General features: G+C 37.4%; 19 protein-coding genes. 14 read left to right on the top strand and 5 right to left on the bottom strand.

Annotated features, from left to right (window positions below; all coding sequences use genetic code 11):
* Nucleotides 1-7: 7 nt before the first annotated feature.
* The 12 genes from PYV58_RS17610 to PYV58_RS17555 all read left to right on the top strand — a co-directional run bounded on the left by PYV58_RS17610 (nt 8) and on the right by PYV58_RS17555 (nt 12,070).
* A complete protein-coding gene (locus PYV58_RS17610) occupies nt 8-1,021 on the top strand; it encodes a CobW family GTP-binding protein (protein WP_034610915.1) in 1,014 nt (337 codons plus the stop codon).
* Between the two features lie 56 nt (nt 1,022-1,077).
* Nucleotides 1,078-1,608: a YaeQ family protein gene (locus PYV58_RS17605; protein WP_004722682.1), complete on the top strand. Its 531-nt coding sequence runs from the start codon at nt 1,078-1,080 to the stop codon at nt 1,606-1,608.
* Nucleotides 1,609-1,715: 107 nt separating this feature from the next.
* Nucleotides 1,716-2,339, top strand: a complete 624-nt coding sequence (locus PYV58_RS17600) for an MgtC/SapB family protein (RefSeq protein ID WP_004819450.1) — start codon at nt 1,716-1,718, stop codon at nt 2,337-2,339.
* 101 nt (nt 2,340-2,440) lie between these two features.
* Complete coding sequence (locus PYV58_RS17595; RefSeq protein WP_034610912.1) at nt 2,441-3,700, top strand: DUF2252 family protein; 1,260 nt, start codon at nt 2,441-2,443, stop codon at nt 3,698-3,700.
* Nucleotides 3,701-3,716: 16 nt separating this feature from the next.
* Nucleotides 3,717-4,055 carry an FKBP-type peptidyl-prolyl cis-trans isomerase gene (locus tag PYV58_RS17590; RefSeq protein WP_004722677.1) on the top strand — a complete coding sequence of 113 codons (339 nt, stop codon included), beginning with the start codon at nt 3,717-3,719 and terminating at the stop codon, nt 4,053-4,055.
* Nucleotides 4,056-4,616: 561 nt separating this feature from the next.
* Nucleotides 4,617-6,575, top strand: a complete 1,959-nt coding sequence (pgaB, locus tag PYV58_RS17585; RefSeq protein WP_227504209.1) for a poly-beta-1,6-N-acetyl-D-glucosamine N-deacetylase PgaB — start codon at nt 4,617-4,619, stop codon at nt 6,573-6,575.
* Nucleotides 6,576-6,583: 8 nt separating this feature from the next.
* A complete protein-coding gene (gene pgaC / locus PYV58_RS17580) occupies nt 6,584-7,849 on the top strand; it encodes a poly-beta-1,6-N-acetyl-D-glucosamine synthase (RefSeq protein WP_004819456.1) in 1,266 nt (421 codons plus the stop codon).
* A 33-nt stretch (nt 7,850-7,882) separates the two neighbouring features.
* The gene (pgaD, locus tag PYV58_RS17575) at nt 7,883-8,296 is read left to right on the top strand and encodes a poly-beta-1,6-N-acetyl-D-glucosamine biosynthesis protein PgaD (protein WP_004819458.1); all 414 of its coding nucleotides are present in this window, start codon (nt 7,883-7,885) and stop codon (nt 8,294-8,296) included.
* A 58-nt stretch (nt 8,297-8,354) separates the two neighbouring features.
* Nucleotides 8,355-9,482, top strand: coding sequence for an acyltransferase (locus PYV58_RS17570; RefSeq protein WP_004819460.1), 1,128 nt, complete (start codon nt 8,355-8,357; stop codon nt 9,480-9,482).
* A gap of 140 nt (nt 9,483-9,622) precedes the next feature.
* Nucleotides 9,623-10,540, top strand: coding sequence for an HARLDQ motif MBL-fold protein (locus PYV58_RS17565; protein WP_034610906.1), 918 nt, complete (start codon nt 9,623-9,625; stop codon nt 10,538-10,540).
* Between the two features lie 140 nt (nt 10,541-10,680).
* Nucleotides 10,681-11,307: a hypothetical protein gene (locus tag PYV58_RS17560; protein ID WP_034610903.1), complete on the top strand. Its 627-nt coding sequence runs from the start codon at nt 10,681-10,683 to the stop codon at nt 11,305-11,307.
* A gap of 178 nt (nt 11,308-11,485) precedes the next feature.
* On the top strand, nt 11,486-12,070 hold the full coding sequence (locus PYV58_RS17555; RefSeq protein ID WP_034610901.1) for a hypothetical protein: 585 nt from the start codon (nt 11,486-11,488) through the stop codon (nt 12,068-12,070).
* On the opposite strand, the gene PYV58_RS17550 is transcribed toward PYV58_RS17555, so the two are convergent.
* From PYV58_RS17550 to PYV58_RS17530, 5 genes are all read right to left on the bottom strand, one after another.
* Complete coding sequence (locus tag PYV58_RS17550) at nt 12,064-12,306, bottom strand: lysozyme inhibitor LprI family protein (protein WP_081407359.1); 243 nt, start codon at nt 12,304-12,306, stop codon at nt 12,064-12,066. The genes PYV58_RS17555 and PYV58_RS17550 overlap by 7 nt on opposite strands.
* 479 nt (nt 12,307-12,785) lie before the next feature.
* Nucleotides 12,786-13,346, bottom strand: coding sequence for a TetR/AcrR family transcriptional regulator (locus tag PYV58_RS17545; protein WP_034616109.1), 561 nt, complete (start codon nt 13,344-13,346; stop codon nt 12,786-12,788).
* A gap of 29 nt (nt 13,347-13,375) precedes the next feature.
* Entirely contained in the window at nt 13,376-14,284 is a 909-nt protein-coding gene (locus tag PYV58_RS17540; protein WP_051671070.1) for an alpha/beta fold hydrolase, read from the bottom strand.
* A 49-nt stretch (nt 14,285-14,333) separates the two neighbouring features.
* Complete coding sequence (locus PYV58_RS17535; RefSeq protein ID WP_034616111.1) at nt 14,334-15,122, bottom strand: crotonase/enoyl-CoA hydratase family protein; 789 nt, start codon at nt 15,120-15,122, stop codon at nt 14,334-14,336.
* A 269-nt stretch (nt 15,123-15,391) separates the two neighbouring features.
* Entirely contained in the window at nt 15,392-16,942 is a 1,551-nt protein-coding gene (locus PYV58_RS17530; protein WP_034616114.1) for a hypothetical protein, read from the bottom strand.
* Nucleotides 16,943-17,350: 408 nt separating this feature from the next.
* On the opposite strand from PYV58_RS17530, the gene nfuA reads away from it, so the two are divergent.
* Both nfuA and PYV58_RS17520 read left to right on the top strand, forming a co-directional pair.
* Nucleotides 17,351-17,989: a Fe-S biogenesis protein NfuA gene (nfuA, locus tag PYV58_RS17525; protein ID WP_004819478.1), complete on the top strand. Its 639-nt coding sequence runs from the start codon at nt 17,351-17,353 to the stop codon at nt 17,987-17,989.
* 298 nt (nt 17,990-18,287) lie between these two features.
* Nucleotides 18,288-20,321 (top strand): ligand-gated channel protein, encoded by a 2,034-nt coding sequence (locus PYV58_RS17520; protein WP_034616116.1) that lies wholly within the window; start codon nt 18,288-18,290, stop codon nt 20,319-20,321.
* The last annotated feature ends 32 nt before the right edge of the window (nt 20,322-20,353 follow it).

Raw genomic sequence — 20,353 nt, 5'->3', positions numbered from 1 at the left:
CGATCCTTTGAAGATTTTAAGCCAAAAAACAGTCAAAACTCATATTATTTCTGGTTTTTTAGGGGCTGGAAAGACCACCTTATTACAGCATTTGCTTCAACAGAAGCCAGAAAATGAAACGTGGGCGGTTCTGATGAATGAGTTTGGACAGATTGGTGTAGATCAGCAATTGTTACCACAAGACTCAGGCTATGAAGTAAAAGAATTACTCGGTGGTTGTTTATGTTGTGCAGGACAATTGCCTATGCAAATTGCCTTGTCTCGATTGATTTATGATAAACAACCCGATCGACTATTTATAGAACCCACAGGCTTAGGTCATCCCGCTCAACTTTTGGCACAATTGACTGAACCACAATGGCAAGCGCAAATTGATATGCGTGCATTGGTGACAGTAATTGATGGGAGTCGCTTACATGATTCTGAATGGGTGAATCAAGAGCTTTATCAAGATCAGTTAAAAGCTGCACAAATTGTTGTGGTTTCGCATGCAGATAGTATGTCTGCGTCTGATCATGAGGTATTAAACCAGTTTAAAAATGATTACTTTGCTTATATTCAAACTTGGGTATTGGCAGAGCAGGGTAATCTTGATATTCAACAGCTGGATCTATCCCATCAAGGGGTTGAGAGAAAAGTTGTACCGCTGATTCAAGTGCAAAAGCAATTTAACCTCGATGAAGTACTGCCTGTGGTTAAACAATTGCCTTATCACTATGTTGAAACGTCTAATGGATATACTGTGGCAGGTTGGAAATTTTCAAAGCGTTGGCAATTCGATTTTTATGACTTGTTAGATGTCTTATGTGAGCAAAAAGATTGGTTGCGGATCAAAGGGATATTCAATACCAATCAAGGTTGGATGACATTTAATTTTAATCCCGAAAATTTGAATTATAAATCGGGTGAAGAAAGCTTGGATAATCGGATTGAACTCATTAGCCAGCACAATCGTGATTGGGAAAGTTTAGAAACGGCTTTGTTGAATTGTCGAATTGATCAGGCGGAAAAAACGCAGTAATCCTTTTGAAAATCTTATAGACTGTGCGCCATATTTAAGAACTTTTTGGAACTTTCATGGCATTAAAAGCAACAATTTATAAGGCTGATCTCAATATTGCCAATATGGATGTGCATCAATATGGTGATTATCAATTCACGATGGCATTACATCCGTCTGAAACGATTGAACGCTTAATGGTGCGTGTATTGGCATATGCTCGTTTTGCAGATGAACGTTTGGAATTTACCAAAGATTTATTTGAAACTGATGAACCTGCTTTATGGGAAAAGGATTTAACAGGGCAGTTGATTAAATGGATTGAAGTTGGTTTGCCTGACGAAGACAAAGTTAAAAAAGCGGCAGCGCGTTGTAAAGAAGTGGCTGTCATCGCCTATGGTTCAGCCGTTGCAGAATGGTATAAAAGAAGTTCTAAACTCAAAACATTGTCAAATGTTCAGGTATGGCAATTGTCTGAGGCGACGACAACTGCAATTCAAGCTTTATGTCAACGCACCATGCAATTGCAATTAAATGTTATGGATGGTGAGTGGACCTTGATTGGTGATGATGCTCAAGCTGTGATTGAATGGACTCAGTTACAGTAATCATTGTTGCTCAATAAAAATTGACAAGAAAAGCAAGCGAATCGCTTGCTTTTTTTTGCTCAAATTTCGTATACCTAGAGGGATAAAAATAGTTATGTAGAAAATCAATGAATAATGACATCTACCATTTACTGATGGCTTTGGCGATTGGTGCGATTATTGGTGCAGAGCGTGAGTATCGCAGTAAGTCCGCAGGGTTACGTACCATGATTATGGTAAGTTTAGCATCCTGCTTATTCACCATACTTTCAATTAAAATTGGGGTACAAAATCCTGATCGTTTGGCAGCAAATATTCTGACGGGTTTGGGGTTTTTAGGTGCTGGGGTTATTTTTAAAGATGATAACCGAATTTCAGGGATTACCACTGCAACAACAATTTGGATGGTGGCTGCATTAGGTATGGCCGCTGGTGCAGGTTATGAATATTTAGCATTTGTTGGAACGCTACTGGTACTGGTTGTTTTAGTATTTCTCGTCTATTTTCAAGAAAAAATTGAAGCAATTCACCAAGCGCGTAATTACAGAATTTTATGTGATTATCAGCAAGAGACCTTAGATAAATACGAAGAATTGTTTAAGCAATACAATATGAAAATTTTACGTGGCGTACAAAATAAAACTGAAAAACAGATTGTTGGGCGCTGGGTGTTAATTGGATCTGCACAAAATCATAAAAAACTCACAAACTATTTGCTTTTAGATCAAGAGATTAAAGAGTTAAGTTTCTAAAACAAGAAAAAAGTGTGGTTGATTTATTCAATCTTTTATTCATCAAATTTTCAGCTTAGCGATTTAATCTAAGCAATTGTATAAAGTATTGGAGTAAACCGATGCGAGATCCTTATGAACGTGTTATCCATTTTAATCAGTCGCGAGATGAGCGATTTCTAGCAATTAAATATAAATTAATGGCGAGTAGTGCTTTCCGTTTTTTCCGTGGTTCATGTCATTTATATTATGAAGATTTGGCAAGCCAGCAAACATGGAAAGATCAAACCATCACTTGGATTTGTGGTGATTTGCATGTCGAAAATTTTGGCAGTTATCGTAGTCGACATCAGGTGGTTTATTTTGATTTAAATGATTTTGACGAGGCGATTTTGGCCCATCCAACGTGGGATGTGTCGCGTTTTATTTGTAGTATATTTTTAGCTGGTAAAGAGCTGAATATCGGCGACGATGATTTAAAAACGATTGCAGCACAACTGCTAGATGAGTATTTAAATGCACTTCGTATAGGGAAAGCTTATGCAGTAGAAAAAGAAACCGTCGATGGTATTTTAAAGAAATATATTGCAACCGTTTCTGAACGTGATCCTGTGGCATTTATTGAAGCGCGTTGTTCTTTAGATAAAACAAGTGATCGACGCTATTTGGTGATTGATCAGAAAAAATATTTTAAAATAGAATCAAAAAGCTTATATACGGGGCTGATAAAAACATTTTCTGAGAATTTACAAAAACTCAATACGAAAAATCAATCAAATTTTCAAGTATTAGATGTCGCAGTACGCATTGCGGGAACAGGAAGTATCGGTTTAAATCGCTATGTATTTTTAGTTTATGATCGTGAAAATAAAACCTATACGTTATTCGATATGAAACAGGCCCAAGCTTGCTCTCTAAGCTTGTCTCCATTTCTAAAAATAGAGCAACCAGAATGGGATGATCAAGCGCAACGCATTCAATTCATCCAAACACTCATGCAGTACCAAATCCCGGCTCAGTTATCACGGCTAGACTTTCAAGGACAAGCGTATATTGTCAAAGCATTACAACCCGAACAAGATAAAATTGATTTTAAACAGTGTGTAGATAAACCTAAAAAATTTACCGATGCCTGCTATAACATGGCCCGATTAATTGCTTATGCTCAATTGCGTTCGGCAGGGCGTAAAGGTTCTTCAACAGCAGATGAATTAATCAATTTTGCAGAACAAGCAGAACTTTGGAAAACGCAATTGTTGAAATACACGTATAATTACGCCCAACAAGTTGAGCAAGATTATCAAAGTTTTTGTAAAAGTTATGCTGAATATCGTACTGAACAAAAGACAGTGATGAGTAAAGCTTTGCACAAACCCGAATGATGAATAGGAATAATGTATGTCAAATGAATTAGAAATTATCGACTTAAAAGTTGGTGAAGGTAAAGAAGCGGTAAAAGGTGCTTTGATTACAACTCATTATACTGGCTGGTTGGAAGACGGAACCAAATTCGATTCTTCAATTGATCGTGGCAATTACTTTGAAACAGTGATTGGAACAGGGCGTGTAATCAAGGGCTGGGATCAAGGCATTATGGGGATGAAGGTGGGCGGTAAACGTAAATTGATCGTTCCTGCACACTTGGCGTATGGCGAGCGTAAAATGGGCAAAATTATTCCAGCAAATTCTAATCTGATTTTTGAAATTGAACTTTTTGATGTCAAAACCCGTGATTAAATCTGCGAAATGTCTGAGCTAATTTAGCCCTCAACATGGACGCAAAAATAGAGATCAATTGATCTCTATTTTTTATGTCTAATGAAGCATCTATTGACTACACTGTCTTGTGTTAGTGATGTTGAGAGAGTCTTCTTGATTTCTGTATATATTACTCAGATAAAAGTATCATTCGAATCCGACTTTATGCGCTTATTATTTAGCTAATAGTGTGATTTTAAACACAATCGTTTTATTTTTTTGTTTATTATTTGCTCAATACTTAACAATCATCTACAATACTTTTGTCTTAAAAGTGTTTAAATGTCATAAATAAATAATTCTGCTCAGAGTTATTTTTTAAGGTTCGTTTCAGTTTTATTCTTTTAAATCATCGTTGTAAAACCTCTGGCTCAATTCGTCTTGAAAAAGGATTTTAGTATTTCAATATTGATGTACTACGGACGGATTCAGATTTAAAACAATGATGATCGAGTATTTAAATATATGCTAAGCCGTTACTTTTCTCCTTCAGCGATGATATGCGTAACACTATTGTTTTCGTCCTTTTATAATAGTGCAATGGCAGAAGTAGACCAAGTTGCTACTGAAACTCCAATCGAGCATGAATTACCTAAAATTGATTTAAATACGCTGACGATTATTGGTTATCATGAAATTACGCCGAACCATGATGCAGTGATTCCAGACTATGCTGTGACCACGAAACAGTTTGAGCTGCATTTAGATTGGCTACAAAAAAATGGCTATAATTTTGTCAATGTAGACCAGATTATTAAAGCCAACGAAGGTAAATATAAACTACCCACCAAACCTGTATTGTTGACTGTAGATGATGGTTATCAATCTTTTTATCAATATGCATATCCGGTCATTAAACAACGTAAAATTCCTGTTGTACTCGCTGTCGTTGGCTCATGGTTAGAACCTAAAGCCAACGAAATGGTCCAATTTGGAGATGAAAAATTAGCACGTAAAAAACTTTTGACTTGGGATGAACTTAAAACCATGCAAAAGAGTGGCTATGTAGAAATTGGTAGCCACAGTTATAATTTACATCGTGGTATTTTAGGCAATCCTCAGGGCAACTCTGAGCCTGCCGCTGTCACACGCGAATACGATCCAAAAAGTAAAACCTATGAATCTGACAAAGTCTATGCAGATCGTATTTTTAGTGATTTGAAAAAAAATAATAAATTATTGCAATCGCATGGTTTGAAAGCACCACGTGTGATGGTGTGGCCATATGGTCGTTATAATATGGAAGCAGTTGCTTTGGCTAAAAAAGTCGGTATGCCGATTACCATTAGCTTAGATGATGGTCCAGACCATATTGAAAAATCCTTAGGTCATTTGAACCGTATTCTTGTCGAAGGCAATATGACCACGGATTCATTGGCACAAGAAATTCAAAGCCGTCAGATGAACTTTACTGACAATAACCGCCCACAAAAAGTCATGCATGTGGATTTAGACTATATCTATGATCCAGATGAAGCACAGCAAGAGAAAAACTTAGGTCATCTGTTAGACCGTATTCGTGAAATGAATGTCACCACGGTATTCTTACAGGCGTTCGCTGATCCTGATGCCAATGGTTCTGCTGATATGGTGTATTTCCCAAATCGTTATCTGCCAATGCGTGCAGATTTGTTTAACCGTGTTGCATGGCAGATTCAAACGCGTACTCATGTGAGTCGTTTATATGCGTGGATGCCTTTGTTGGCTTGGGACTTACCTGCTTCAAATCCTGCGTCTAAAGATGTGGTGGTGACCCAGCAAGCCAAAGACAGCGATCATTTAAATATGGGATATCATCGTTTAAGCCCATATTCACCAGAAGCACGTAAAGTAATTGAAGGCCTATATCAGGATTTAGCAAAATCGACGACGTTTGATGGTATCTTGTTCCATGATGATGCAACACTTTCAGATTATGAAGATGCTAGTCCAGAAGCGATTAAAGCCTATCAAAAAATTGGTTTACCAGCCGATTTAGAAGAAATTCGTAATGATGATGCAAAATTGCAAAAATGGACTGATTTTAAAACCAAGACCATTGATAATTTTGCAATGGATTTGGCGCAAAAAGCACGTTATTACCAACCATTCTTACTGACTGCACGTAACTTATATGCTCAAGTTGCACTTTCAGCATATTCGGAAAACTGGTATGCCCAGTCTTTAGAACAATCGATTAAAAATTATGACTTTACTGCAATTATGGCAATGCCGTATATGGAACAGGCGCCAGATGCAACTAAGTTTTATAAAGATTTAGTACAAAACGTGAAGAAACAACCCAATGGGATTAAAAAGACGATTTTTGAGTTACAAGCAGTGAACTGGCGTAATAATCAAAAGATTCCAACCTCGGAAATTGCTCAAACAATTCAGTCTTTGTATCAACAAGGTGTGATGCATGTGGGTTACTACCCAGATGATCCAATAGAAGATCATCCAAATACTGCTGAAATGCGTAAAGTATTTGATTCTAAACCACAACGATTGGTTCCTTAAGGTCTGATATGAGTGCATTTCAACACCTGTGGCAATCCGTATTAAACTTTATCTTCTATTATCCATTATTTATGTCGTATCTATGGATGATAGGCGCTTTAATTTTCTATTGGAAAGAACGTAAAGAGCCGCCATATACTCAACCGCCAACATTGGAAGAATATCCTTTAGTTGCTGTGCTTGTGCCGTGTTTTAACGAACAAGACAATGCGGATGAGACCATTAGTCATGCATTGAAGTTGAATTATCCAAACTTTGAAGTCATTGCGATTAATGATGGGAGTTCTGACAATACTGCAGAAATCTTAAATGCGTTGGCATTGAAGTATGACAAGCTTCGCGTTGTACATTTGGCTGAAAACCAAGGTAAAGCCATGGCTTTACAAGCGGGTAGTTTGCTTACCGATGCTGAGTTTTTAATTGGTATTGACGGTGATGCGTTACTTGATCCATATGCTGCACAGTGGATGATTCGTCATTTTCTCAATAATCCTACCGTTGCAGCTGTGACAGGAAATCCACGTATTCGTACTCGTTCGACTTTGCTTGGACGGATTCAAGTTGGCGAATTTTCTTCAATTGTCGGTATGATTAAACGTGCACAACGTACTTTTGGTCGTTTATTTACAGTTTCTGGTGTGATCACTGCATTTCGTAAAAGTGCTGTACATGAGGTGGGCTATTGGTCACCAAACATGTTGACAGAAGATATCGATATTACTTGGAAATTGCATCGCGCGGGTTGGGAAGTAAAGTTTGAACCGAATGCCTTGGTTTGGATTTTAATGCCTGAAACCTTTGATGGTCTATGGAAACAACGCTTACGTTGGGCTATGGGTGGCGCTCAAGTTTTAATTAAGAATTTTGATGTATTATTTAAACCGAAGCTGAATTTTCTATGGCCTTTGATTATTGAGCTGATCCTCACCTTAGTCTGGTCATATTTAATGCTGATTATGGTGATTTTCTGGATTTTGCATTTGCTGCTACCGTATGCAGGATTCCCTGCAATGAGTTCTCCATTATTACCGATGGGAACAGGTATTTTACTCGGTACAACTTGTTTACTGCAGTTCGCAATCAGTAAGTGGATGGATAGTCGTTACGAATCGAGTTTAGTGAAAAACTACTATTGGATGATTTGGTATCCCTTTGTATTTTGGTTGATTACAGTAACGGCAAGTATTGTTGCATTTCCAAAAGTTCTTTTACGTGGAGAAAGTAAAAGAGCACGTTGGGTTAGCCCAGATCGTGGTATGCGACATGATGACTAACATTTTAGTCAGAATAAGTTTTGAGATACGAATATGAAAACAAACTCTTTAATTATTGATGTACGTAAGCAGTTACCGTGGCATCGTCGTTATTTCTCCACGACAATGACGGCTATGCTGTGGGCATTTTGGTTACTGCTTTGGAGACCTATTGTCATCTTAGTGGGATATCTTTCACTTGAGAAACCGCAACTGGTACATTATTTCTTTAATGCTTTTGCAAAAGCCTTAGAAAGCGGATTATTTGCGTTGATTGCTTGTGCGATTTCTTTGTGGTTATGGAGTAACTTTGTTCCAGCGAAGACCAAAAAGGAAGCAGAAGCTAAATCTACACAAGAATATGCCGAGCATTTCAACCTGAATGTGGATGATCTTATACATTCTCGTCAGCAAAAAATTGCTACAGTTCATCATGATGCTGATGGTCGCATCACATATATTGACTAATGGCTTAGTCAGCAAAAGTCCCACAGGTTGGGGCTTTTGTTTTCACAGGGAAACATAGATGTCCGCAAAAATAAACTCGGCAGAAAGTATTCGAGGTTTAGCTTGTTTAGCTGTCGTATTTTCTCATCTTGCAATGAGTTTTTTTCCATTTTTACATCATTTTGATCCTAATGAGAAAACAGATTTGGCTTGGGTGTATGCCATACATCATTTGCCTTTTGGTTTTCTCTACTCAGGTGATGCTGCTGTTTTTGTATTTTTTGTTTTAAGTGGCTTTGTGCTCAGTTATGCGATCTTAAAAAGCCCTCAACAATTTCATGCAAAAATTAACAATATGATGATTAAACGCTATCCGCGTTTAATGATTCCAGCGCTGACTTCATGTGTCATCATTTGGTTGGTCCTTAAAGTCATCCATATTGATAGTAGTCATGTGGGGGCTTGGTTACATGCATTTGCGATACAAGATTTTAGTTTTAAACATGCAGTATATGAAGGAACTATAGGCGCATTTTTATTCTCAGAAAGTGATATAAACTGGGTGTTATGGACGATGACGATTGAGCTTATGGGCTCATTTGCATTATTTTTTCTACTCTATTTGTATCATTATAAACATATTGCTTTTTGGCTAGGCTCACTTTTAATTCCTTGTCTTGCATTTCTTTGGCGAGGGCAAGGCTTTAGTTTTGGGATTTCCAGTTTTATTATTGGTATCTATATTTATCTGTATGCTAAACCACTTTCAAATGTGGTAGCTATTCCTATGCTATTGATTGGCCTATATTTGGCGGGTGCACATAATACCAGTGCAGCCTATAGCTGGGTTCATCATATTTTAGGGGAGAATACTTATGATTATAGTAATTTCATCGCTGGGATTTTAATTGTTTATAGTGTGTTGATGAGTCCATTACTGTCTAAAGGCTTAGATCACCCGATTTTAGTCTGGTTAGGAAAGTTATCTTTTTCTATTTATCTATTACATCTAATGATGCTGTATTTAATCTGTATTCCACTATTTAACTTATTTTTAAGTTGGCATTGGAGTTATTCTCTTGCGGTAATCTGCTCAGGGTTAACTGCGATTGCAGTCACTTTGATTGCTGCAAATTTTTATAGTGATTATGTCGATCAGTTGGCTATTAAGGTCAGTAATAAAATTGCCGACAAGGTTTTAAATTAGTCCTTTAAAAACTCGCATACAATTTGCAAATATTATTTACAATTTAAGATGTATTGAGTTGTTTTTTAGACATTAAAAAATTGATAAATATCGTGATTTAATCAAGTATGGGCGACTCATTTTTAGCATGGATCGCTTATATGCATCTGTTCAAATCCATTGTTATTTCATTGATCACAATGAGCTTTCAATTTACTCAAGCAGCCCCATTAAATGCTCAGCAAGCATTGACTGATGCACCGCCAATGAGTTTGTTTGAATCGTGGAATACACCCATTGAGCCCTTTAAAATTTTTAATCATGTCTATTATGTCGGTACTGAAAATTTATCTTCGGTACTGTTTGATACGGGTGATGGTTTGGTTTTAATTGATAGTGGGATTGATCAGTCGGCAGTGCAGATTAAAGCCAATATTGAAAAATTGGGGTTTAAAATCACAGATGTAAAATACCTACTTAATAGTCATGCGCGTCTAGATCAAGCTGGTGGTTTTGCCAAATTAAAACAATGGAGTGGTGCTCAATTGGTCGCAAGTGCTGCCAATGCCGAAATGCTAGAAAATGGCGGCGTGACTGATTTCGCTTTAGGTAAGCAATTGCCTTTTCCATCTGTAGCTGTAGATATCATCATCAAAGATGGGCAACAGTTAAAGCTCGGTCGTCAAATTTTTACAGCACATGCGACGCCAGGCCATTTACCAGGTGCAACCTCTTGGACAACAGATATCCGTTATCACTTTAAAAATTATAAAGTTATCTATGCCGACAGTTTATTTACGGGCGGTTATTATTTGTTAAACAATAACAATTATCCAAATCTAGTTTCAGACATACGTCACACATTTAAAACTTTGGATGCAATCCATGCAGATATTTTTCTTGCCAATAAAGCGGATCGTTTCCATATGAAACAGAAATTAGCCAAATTGAATGCGGGTGATAAAAAAGCATTTATTGATCAGACGGGTTTACAAAACTATGTAGCGAAGGGGAGAATTGAATTTGAACAACAATTACAGCAGCAACAACGCTTAGCGCAGTTTAAAACATTGCAATAATTACTTTAAAATAAAACATGCTATGTGCGTTATATAGCGTGTTTTATTTTATATATTGCTATAATTCAGATAAAACTGATCATTTATTTTTAAATGATATATAACAGATAACGGCTTATCCTAAAATATAGAAAATTGAAATGAAAATACAATATATCAAACAGTTATTATTCATTTGTAGTGTCGTGATCACGTCATCTATATATGCACAAGAATTTCAACAACTCAATATTCAAACGCAGCTTGCAAAACAATGCCATCAAGATGATGAAGACATATTTTCACCTCAAACTTATCAATTGCGCTCGACAAAAGTCGTATTAAAAACTTATTCCTGTACCAGTAAAAAGCAAGATCGAGAACAATATTATTCGGTCTATGGGATACAGTTGAGCGCTAAAAAATCATTATATTTAGTCGATCAACAGGTGGATGCCAGTGGTTATGTTGGTGTTAAATCTGAGCAAGTGGATGCAGATACCATTGTATTTGACAGTATGTATGAACGTGGCGGCGATTTAGTGATTGTGTGGATGCCAGATTTACAACAAATCTATCATGTGAAAGTTCATTATATGGCTTCAGATGAAGGCGGGGTAAAGCTGTATCGTAAAAATGATCAGATTTTTATTCAAAAAATTGATTTAAAAGCGCTTAAAGATGATCAACCGATATATAAAAATATAGGAAAACCCGTAATACTCAAAAAGGTGCAAGGCAAAGGGATCGTATTTGCTTCAGGTGATCTAAAAGCATTACAAAATTAAAATAAGAGATCTGGTTGATCTATATAAAGAAAACAATTGTTACGTTTAAGCTGGGTATCTCTAGTAAGATAGTTATACAATTTACTGGGTAAACTATTAAAAAAACAATCAAAATACTCAGCTTTAAACTTAGCTCATGAGTCTGAACTGGGGCGTATTATATGCTTGAGATTACGCTATGTTGAAATTTATCCTGGTGCTATTTTTTTTGATCACGCTATATGTGCTATGGCGATGGGTTGCTAAACAAAAAATTAATGCAGCTTTTGAAGAACAACGGCAAGCGTTATCTCAATTGGTTCAAAATCCTCAAGAAGAGCATGAACTGCCCGAAAAAACTAAGCTGATTAAACAGATGATTGCAGAAGAGCGACAAAAGGCGGGTTCAGTCCCAGTAAAAGAGGCAATAAGCACTACAGTTCAAGTAGAGCAGTCGACCGTACTTGAGGAGCAACATGCCCCCGCTAAGCCGGTCACTGATGAAGACCAACGTTTATTTGATGCAGCGGCGCAACTGTTTTTTGAACAAGCTTTACAGACCAAAGATTTTTCTCAAGCAGGGCATATTCAGCATGATGTACTTAGTAAAATGCCAATGAATACCCAAAGTCAGATCGGTTCTTTTGATTTTGGTGAATGGTCTATTTTTTGGAGTTATCATGAACAATCACTTGAATACTATGTCGGACGTTATGGGGTGTTCTATGCGCATGTTGATCATCAAGGCGTAGAGCATAAAGCCGAATTTAAAGATCGTTATTGATTTTCAATTAGACTGCTTAACTCTTTTAGTCGAAATGTTGTGGAATTGATTTCACAATCTAAATGTGCAAATCCTGAAGCTAATCCCAAAGCCCCATAAGTAAGACTTCCCATGAGTTCATTACATTGAGCATCACGATAATTAAGCCAAGATTTTTGTGATTTTTCTAGTAATAACTTGTTGTTATCATCGTATTGCAGATAAATGCGTTGATATAGCTCAGGGTCTGTTGGCATTTCATAAACGGCTTGCGTTGTAGGTTAAAATTGAGCAGGCAAGGCATGAAACGAAGAGAATAGCGAGACTATTTTCAAGTTTCATAACGGAGGCTGAGATAATTTTAGCCACAACCCTGAGCAAGAACAAAGCACTGCTTTGTTTGAAGCGCAAGGCGCAGCGGGGGACTAGCGTGTTTTTTGCCGCTACGTCGTTACGAACTATTCATTTAGAATGACTAAATTTCATATTTCGTGCCTAGTGCCGCCTAAAAAACACACGTAGTCGCAAACGTAGACGAATTGTCAACAGACCCTATTATTTTCGCTTTATCTGTTTTTAATTGCTGTTGCATACATTGATAAGCTTGTCGTTGATCTTGTTGATTGCATTGTGCATAAGCGGTATTGAATAGACTCACAAAAAGCAAAGCTAAAAAACTATATTTGATCTTTTTTATCATTTAATGTTCACCAAGAAATTGCAAATCAGTCAAGTATTATAGGGCGAGTTGTTGAGAAATTCGCGCTTTGACTTGATTTAAATAGAACAGGTCATTATTCAGTCGATACATTAAAATCGCACCCTCATAATCGGCCACACTTATTTTTGCCAAAATTTGTGCATCGGCTTGATCCATTTTTTGTTGAAATAATTGATACAAGGCATTTTGCCAATCTTGGAAAATTTCACGGATTTTTTCCAAGACTTCTAAAGAAATATGGCTTGCCTCTAAGGACAATATCCCAACTAAACAGCCTTTTATTTCATAACTAAAAAAATGAACAGCTTTATCATGGATGATTTGAAATTGTTGATTTGCATCCACAACAGCAAAATCTTCGAGTTTAAACAAGGATTGATTTAAATAAAGATGGGTGTGCGCTAAGATCTGCATCAGTAAGGCTTGTTTGTTGGGATAATAATAATAAAACGATGCTTTACTGAGTCCACATGCTTTTGCCAACATCTCCATACTTGTTCCAGCATAACCATGTGCTTTAAATTGTAAAGCACAGGTATTTAACATGTGTTCAGGCCTAAGTTTTTGTGGGCGCATAGATGACCTTGCTGCTTATGGAGTTAAAATTAATCGTGGATGAATGTCTCGAAAGTATTTAACATTTTATCCCAAATTGGCTCCGAACCTTGACGAAAATAGCCCATATGTCCAATCTGTTTTAAACCAAATTCATCTGCGGATATGTTGATAAAGTGCATGGGCGCATTTTTATAATGTTGCATAAAAGCATAACGAGAATTTGGCAATGCCCAATCATCATCTAAAGCGGCCACTGCATAAATCGGCGTTTTAATTTGGGCATATTGTTCATGCAAATTTTGTTGCTCAGGATCTGCAAAAAAGTAAGTGGGATTTTTGCACCATCTACGCCATTGTTGGTAAACCCCTTTAGGTAAATCTGCACCCATATTGAGTTTACTCCAAGGTAAGTAACCTGTAATCGCCACCATAGGTGGAAAGATAATGTTCCAAATTACCTGAACTTTAATTTTTTCTTTCAATGGCATATAGCCATGCCAGCCAGCACCTGTGCCAAAACAATACATTGCACTTACCTTGTCGTGATTCGGTGTCAAGCCTAAAGCTTGTCCGCCGTAAGAATGTCCAACTAAAAATAGGGGCATATCTTGTTTAAAACTGTAGTCAATTGCACCTGCTAAATCTAATGTTCCCCAATCCAGATATGACATTTTAAAACCTTTTAATTGCCGTGGCGCAGATTTGGCCACGCCACGATAATCAAAAGTGAGTACCTGATAACCCAATTGTGCTGCATATTCAGAGAAGCGGCGATAAAATGCTTGTGGGACACCTGTTGCACTGGAAACAACAAGATTTGCTTTGATTGTATTGACTGGGGTGTAAAGTACGCCAGCCAGTACATAACCATCCAATGCCTTAAAGCTGATGGCTTGGCTGGTAAAACTATTGCCATTCAAGTGTTTGATTTCAGTAGAATACTTTAAATTTTGCATGATTGTTCCCACAGTTATTAGGTTATCGCCGTATATCGCTATGATTGGTTTACTTGCCTTTAAACTGTGGTGCTCGACGTTCGATCATTGCTCTCACACCTTCTTGCGCATCTTCAGAGGCGAGTAAAGGGCTAAGTAGATTTTGTAGGTTTGCAAATGCGACTTCAGGACTTTGTAAAAAGGCTTGATGTGCCGAATGCAGTGCCGCTTGGACGGCAAGTGGTGCAGCATTGGCAATACGTTCAGCCAGCTCTATGGCACGCGTTAACTGTTGGTTATCCTCAACAACCTCAGTGACTAAGTTCATTTCATAGGCTGTTTGTGCATAAAATAAATCACCAGTTAACACATATTTCATGGCTTTTGCCCAGCCAGCGGCTTGGACGAAACGTACTGTTGCACCACCAAACGGTAAGATACCGCGCTGTACTTCAATTTGGGTAAATTGAGTATTTTCATTGGCGACAACGATGTCAGAATTCAACATCAATTCAATACCAGCGGTATAACAATAGCCTTGTACTGCGGTTACCAATGGTTTAGTTCTTTGACGTCCAACAGTTCCCCAAGGATTCACAATATCATCGCTAAAATTAAAAACACCATCGGCTAATTTTGGTTGTAACTCAACCAAGTCCAATCCTGCGGTAAAATGATCGCCATGTGCAAAGACCACCGCACAGCGTAGTTCTGGATTATTTTCATATTCAGTTAAAGCCAGTGATAGGTCGTGAATCATATGACTATCAAAAGCATTGCGTTTATCTGCACGATCTAAGCCAATTAAAAAAATATGACCACGAATTTCACGACTGACTTTTCCTTGTAGATTTGACATTTGTTGTTCTCTCATTGGTTGTTTTATAAGTTTTTAAACGATCGTTAGAAAACTGTCAATCATTTTAGAATGACTGAACCGTTTACATTGGTATAGCATATTTAAGGCATTAAAGGATCGCTGCATTGTGTATGTTATTTGGCGCCATGGGGGAACGCTTATGCTTTTTATTATGAATTTAATAAGATTTAAAAATGTGCTCGTACACTTAGATGCCCAGCTAAATTTATCACTGGGCATTTAATTTAAAGAGATTTAAACCTGAAGAATTACTTTTTAAACTTGGTTAGAAGCTTTTGCATCGGCAATTTATCACTGGCATATCCATAAATTGCAGCAAAAGGTAAGGCTGTGCGAGCAAGATAGGCGACACGCCATAAACCACCATGATTGGCGCCTTCCATCATTAATTCTAATGGATGACCCATCTCAGTTTCTGGATTTGCAACAGACTTCGGATTTCTTAAGTCATGAATCCAAAGCGCTGCCATAATTGAATTGGTGGTTTCAGGGCGGAATGCTTCTACATCAAATAAACTTGCACCGTTAAACGCAGCTTTAAGCAACGGATTCTTGGTGACCGAATGTGTCGTCGTGGATGGTGCAATATTGATACTGACATGTTGCCCTTGATGTCGTGCTAAAGTTGCACGCCACTGTTGGATACGTTTTGCCAGTGCATAATTAGGGCCTTGTTCAACCACCAGACAATCAGCAATCCCATAGAATTTACCATTGTCAGAGCGAATCAATTGCTGATCATGGTGCTTAAAGAATTGCTTTAAGGAAAGGGTTGCAATCCCTTTGCTGAGTACAGTTTCAAATTTTGATCTATGTTTGAACTTTGTGTTTGAACCTTCAATCACTTCTTCAGGTACTGCATAAACATCTGTAGGCGTACACATATACATCAGTGATGAATCATTCTTGTGTTCACTGACATGGCTCATAATCGTGTCCATTGCCATCGACACACGCACATGTTTTTCACCATCCAAATAAGCAATTGAGGCCAAATCTAACTTGTGTGGATTATCACAAAGCCATTGTGTAATTTCTGGAATTTGGGTCAGTAAATTTGCACCAAGTTTGCTTTTTAATTCGTCAATATCATGGGTGTTGACGATTTTTTGAAAACTAGGTGCATACAGTGTGGCATTGCCATTTTCAATGACTTTAAGAATTCTCTCCCAAACGCGTTCATTGGGTAGATCAACGGCAACAATATTGGCTTTCCATTTCGATAACCATGTTAATGGGCCTGCCTCTGAAGCTGCGCCAAATAAAACTAAGGTACGATCCGATAAATCAAACCATTCGGGATGAGCAATCACTTCTCTGAGTGCATCTGCATGGCTGGCTTCAATAATGCCAGTATCTTGCCACTTTTGAATTTGCTGATATAGCGCTTCGCCTTGTAGTTTTTGCCCGTGATAGGGTACAAACCATTCAACGTCATCATTTGAATGACCTTTAAAACTAACGCTTTGAATCCTGTCTAGTACTGGAACTGTACCAATATCTTTTAAAGAATAGCGTTGCCCATCTCTAAAGAAATCAAAGCTATGTTGGGCTTTGTGCAAGCCTTGTTTGGCAATAGTGATGGCGTTATGACTTGAACGAATCCCATGTTCGACCAATGCCTTAAAATAAACTGGATAATTTTTACGCCAGTTTTTTTCATCTAAAGCTTGCTGTGCGCTGAGATGATCAACCAAGGAAAGTGCTTCCGCAATGATTTCTTTACCGACTTGCGAGCTGCTACTTTTTTGAGTCTTTGGATGAACTGGAAACTGTAAACCGTCAATTGAACTGGACATGCAAAATATCTCGTTTTATTTCATCATTAATATACAGATGTATACATTATCCATGCCATATTCAATATTTGGGTGGCATTTTCTGACAAAATTTAGATAAATTGGTCGTATAAATTGAATAAATCAGTGCTAAAAATGTCTTAAATTAAGCTTAGTATTTCATTTATAAAAAGTTTCATTGGTGTCATTTTGTGCGTTTTAAAGCGCGATTTGTTGATAAGCTAAAATATAGTAAATATCAATTTGTGTATGATTTATATTCATTTATTACGCGAATATTTTATGTTGAAATTTGCGTAGATTATATTTTTTACATCTTTTTAAGTTAATTCCGACAATTTTAGTTGATTTTCACTCATTCAGCCTCATCTTCAGTTAAAATACCGACTTCAGCTTGAGGATAGAGTTATGTCGACTGAGAACACCAATACTGCGGTTGCAGAAGAAATTCCAAATTTATTGATTACTCCCAATGCGCAAGAGTATTTAAAAGATCTTTTGGAGAAGCAAAATACTCCAGGAATTGGCGTTCGTGTATTTGTTGAAAATCCAGGTACTCCACGTGCTGAATGTTGTATGGCATACAGTGCACCTGATGAAATTGCTCCAACAGATTACAAACAAGATTATCCTGATTTTCCAGCATTTATTGATACACCGTCGATTCCATATTTGAAAGATGCTGTAATTGATTACAACAAAGACCGTTTTGGTGGACAGCTTACTTTCCGTGCACCTAACTCGAAAGTACCACGTGTTGGTCCAGATGCGTCTATGGAAGAACGAATTACTTATATTCTTCAGGCAGAGATCAATCCTGGATTAGCAGGGCATGGCGGAAACTGTGCACTGGTAGAAGTGGTCGAAGATGAAGAACATGGTTTAACTGCGGTATTAAAATTCGGTGGTGGCTGTCAAGGCTGTTCTGCAATTGATGTAACGTTAAAACAAGGTGTAGAAACTACGCTTAAAGAGCATATTCCTGAACTCGGACGTGTGGTCGATCAGACTGACCATAGTCAAGCAGAAGGTGCTTACTTCAAATAATCTGTATATCAATGTAGATATTTGACTGTTCTTTAAAACCTCCGAATTTCGGAGGTTTTTTTATGGATATCGTATAGCTAAACGTAAATTTTATATTTTAAATCTTAATAAACTTAAATGAATCTTAAAAAATAGAATAAAAACTTAAAGATAGGCTTAAAAATGCCTAAATATTAAACGAATGGTTAATAAAAATGAGAATAATTCTTAATATTGTTTATAATGCTGTGGTGTTTTTATTACACATTGTATCTAAATCTTCATTGTCTATTCATTCTTAGCCTCTTTGGAATACCTTATGTCAACTAACCGTATCATCCAATCTGCGTTATCTCTCTCCATTATCACCGTTATGATGGGAACTGCCTATGCCGCAGAATCACCAGAAAACTCGAATAAAACCAATCCACAGTCTACAGAGTCAACCAAATTAGAGACGATTGTTGTCACTGCAAGTGGCTTTGAGCAAGAGGTGAAACAAGCAGCAGCATCTATTTCAGTTTTAACGCAAGAAGACATTAATAAAAAAGCATATAGAGATATAACGGATGCACTTAAAGATGTTCCTGGGGTCGTCGTCACAGGTGGTGGAAGTTCAAGTGATATTAGTATCCGTGGTATGGGAAGTGCTTATACAGTTTTTTTGATTGATGGCAAGAAGGTGAATACACGTTCAGTTCGACCAAATAGTGATAACTCGGGTATTGAGCAAGGTTGGATGCCAAGTATTGAAAGTATTGAACGTATAGAAGTGATTCGTGGTCCGATGTCAGGCTTATATGGTTCAGATGCCATGGGCGGTGTGATTAATATTATTACTAAAAAAGTTGCAGATACTTGGACAAGCTCGGTTAAATTGGATACGACACTACAAGAAAATAGAGATTCTGGGGATATCCATCAAGCAAACCTGTATGTTTCTGGTCCTTTAATCCGTAATTTACTTGGCTTAAAGGCGAATGGAACATTCTCACAACGCAATGAAGATGACATTATTGGTGGCTATAATAAGCAACGTATACGTGCAGGTGGCGCAACACTGAGCTTGACGCCAAGTTCTGAACATACCATTGATTTAGAATATCAGCGATCTATTCAAAACCGTGATCAAACGGTAGGTAAAACAATCGCCAATGTACCAGGGCGCAATGGTAAACTCCCAACAGACTCATATACAGATTATTATCGTACCGAATATAGTTTGACTCATCGTGGTGAAATTGGCGATTTAAAGACACATTCTTATATTCAACGTGAGGAAAATGAAAATCCATCCCGTAGTATGGAAGCAATCAATACTACGTTTAATACTTTAAACCAAATCAATTTGGGTTCTCATGCTTTGAGCTTCGGCGGAAGTTATTTAAAAGAAGAACTTGAGGATTTTGGCAATCAGTTAGTTGTTGGTGGATCAAAATTAACCAACTTAGATCGCTATAGCTGGGCATTATTTGCTGAGGATGCATGGAATATTGTAGAGCCATTCACGGTAACGGCTTCATTACGCTATGACAAAGATGAAAAATTTGGTGATCATTTTAGCCCGAAAGTCTATGGCGTTTGGACCTTGAATGATAACTGGATTGTTAAAGGTGGGGTATCAACAGGTTATAAAACTCCGGCATTACGTGCCACTGTTGCAGGGTGGGGACAGGCAACAGGTGGTGGCCAGTCAAATGGTATGATTGTCGGTAATCCAGATTTAAAACCCGAAACAAGTATCAATTATGAAGCATCGATTAACTGGGATAATAATGACAATTTAGATGCTGGTTTTACCGTATTTAATAGTGAATTTAAAGATAAAATTACCGAAATTCGTACCTGTCCAGGAGCTGCGGGAAGTAATAATTGTCCTTGGTTAGGTCAACAATTCGATTTTGTCAGTCAACGTATCAATGTCGATAAAGCAAATATGCGTGGTATAGAGACAACGCTGGGTTGGGCAATCACGCCAGATGTTCGTTGGGCAACAAACTATACATTTACGGATACTGAACAGAAGAGTGGAGCATTTAAAGGTAAGCCATTAAATGAAATGCCGAAACATATGTTTAATACTACTTTAGATTGGCAAACAAATGATCAAGTTGGGATGTGGAGCCGTTTAAATGTAAGAAGTAAAACTTCTGATTATTTAAGTCGTACATCGATGGGGGAAGGTAGACCAGCGTATGCAATGATTGATGTTGGTCTAAACTATAAACCTTCCAATGTGTTACAGTTCAATGCTGGTATTTATAACTTATTTGATAAAAGCATAGATACAGCGACTTATAATTATGTATTGGATGGCCGCCGTTACAATTTGGGTTTAATTTATAAGTTCTAAAACTTAATTAAATTGCATTAAATTTGTTTAGT

It is taken from the genome of Acinetobacter sp. TAC-1 (genome assembly GCF_029025845.1).
Lineage (GTDB): Bacteria > Pseudomonadota > Gammaproteobacteria > Pseudomonadales > Moraxellaceae > Acinetobacter > Acinetobacter guillouiae.
The sequence above is the reverse complement of the archived record's forward strand: the minus strand, read 5'-3'. Positions and strand labels throughout refer to the sequence as shown.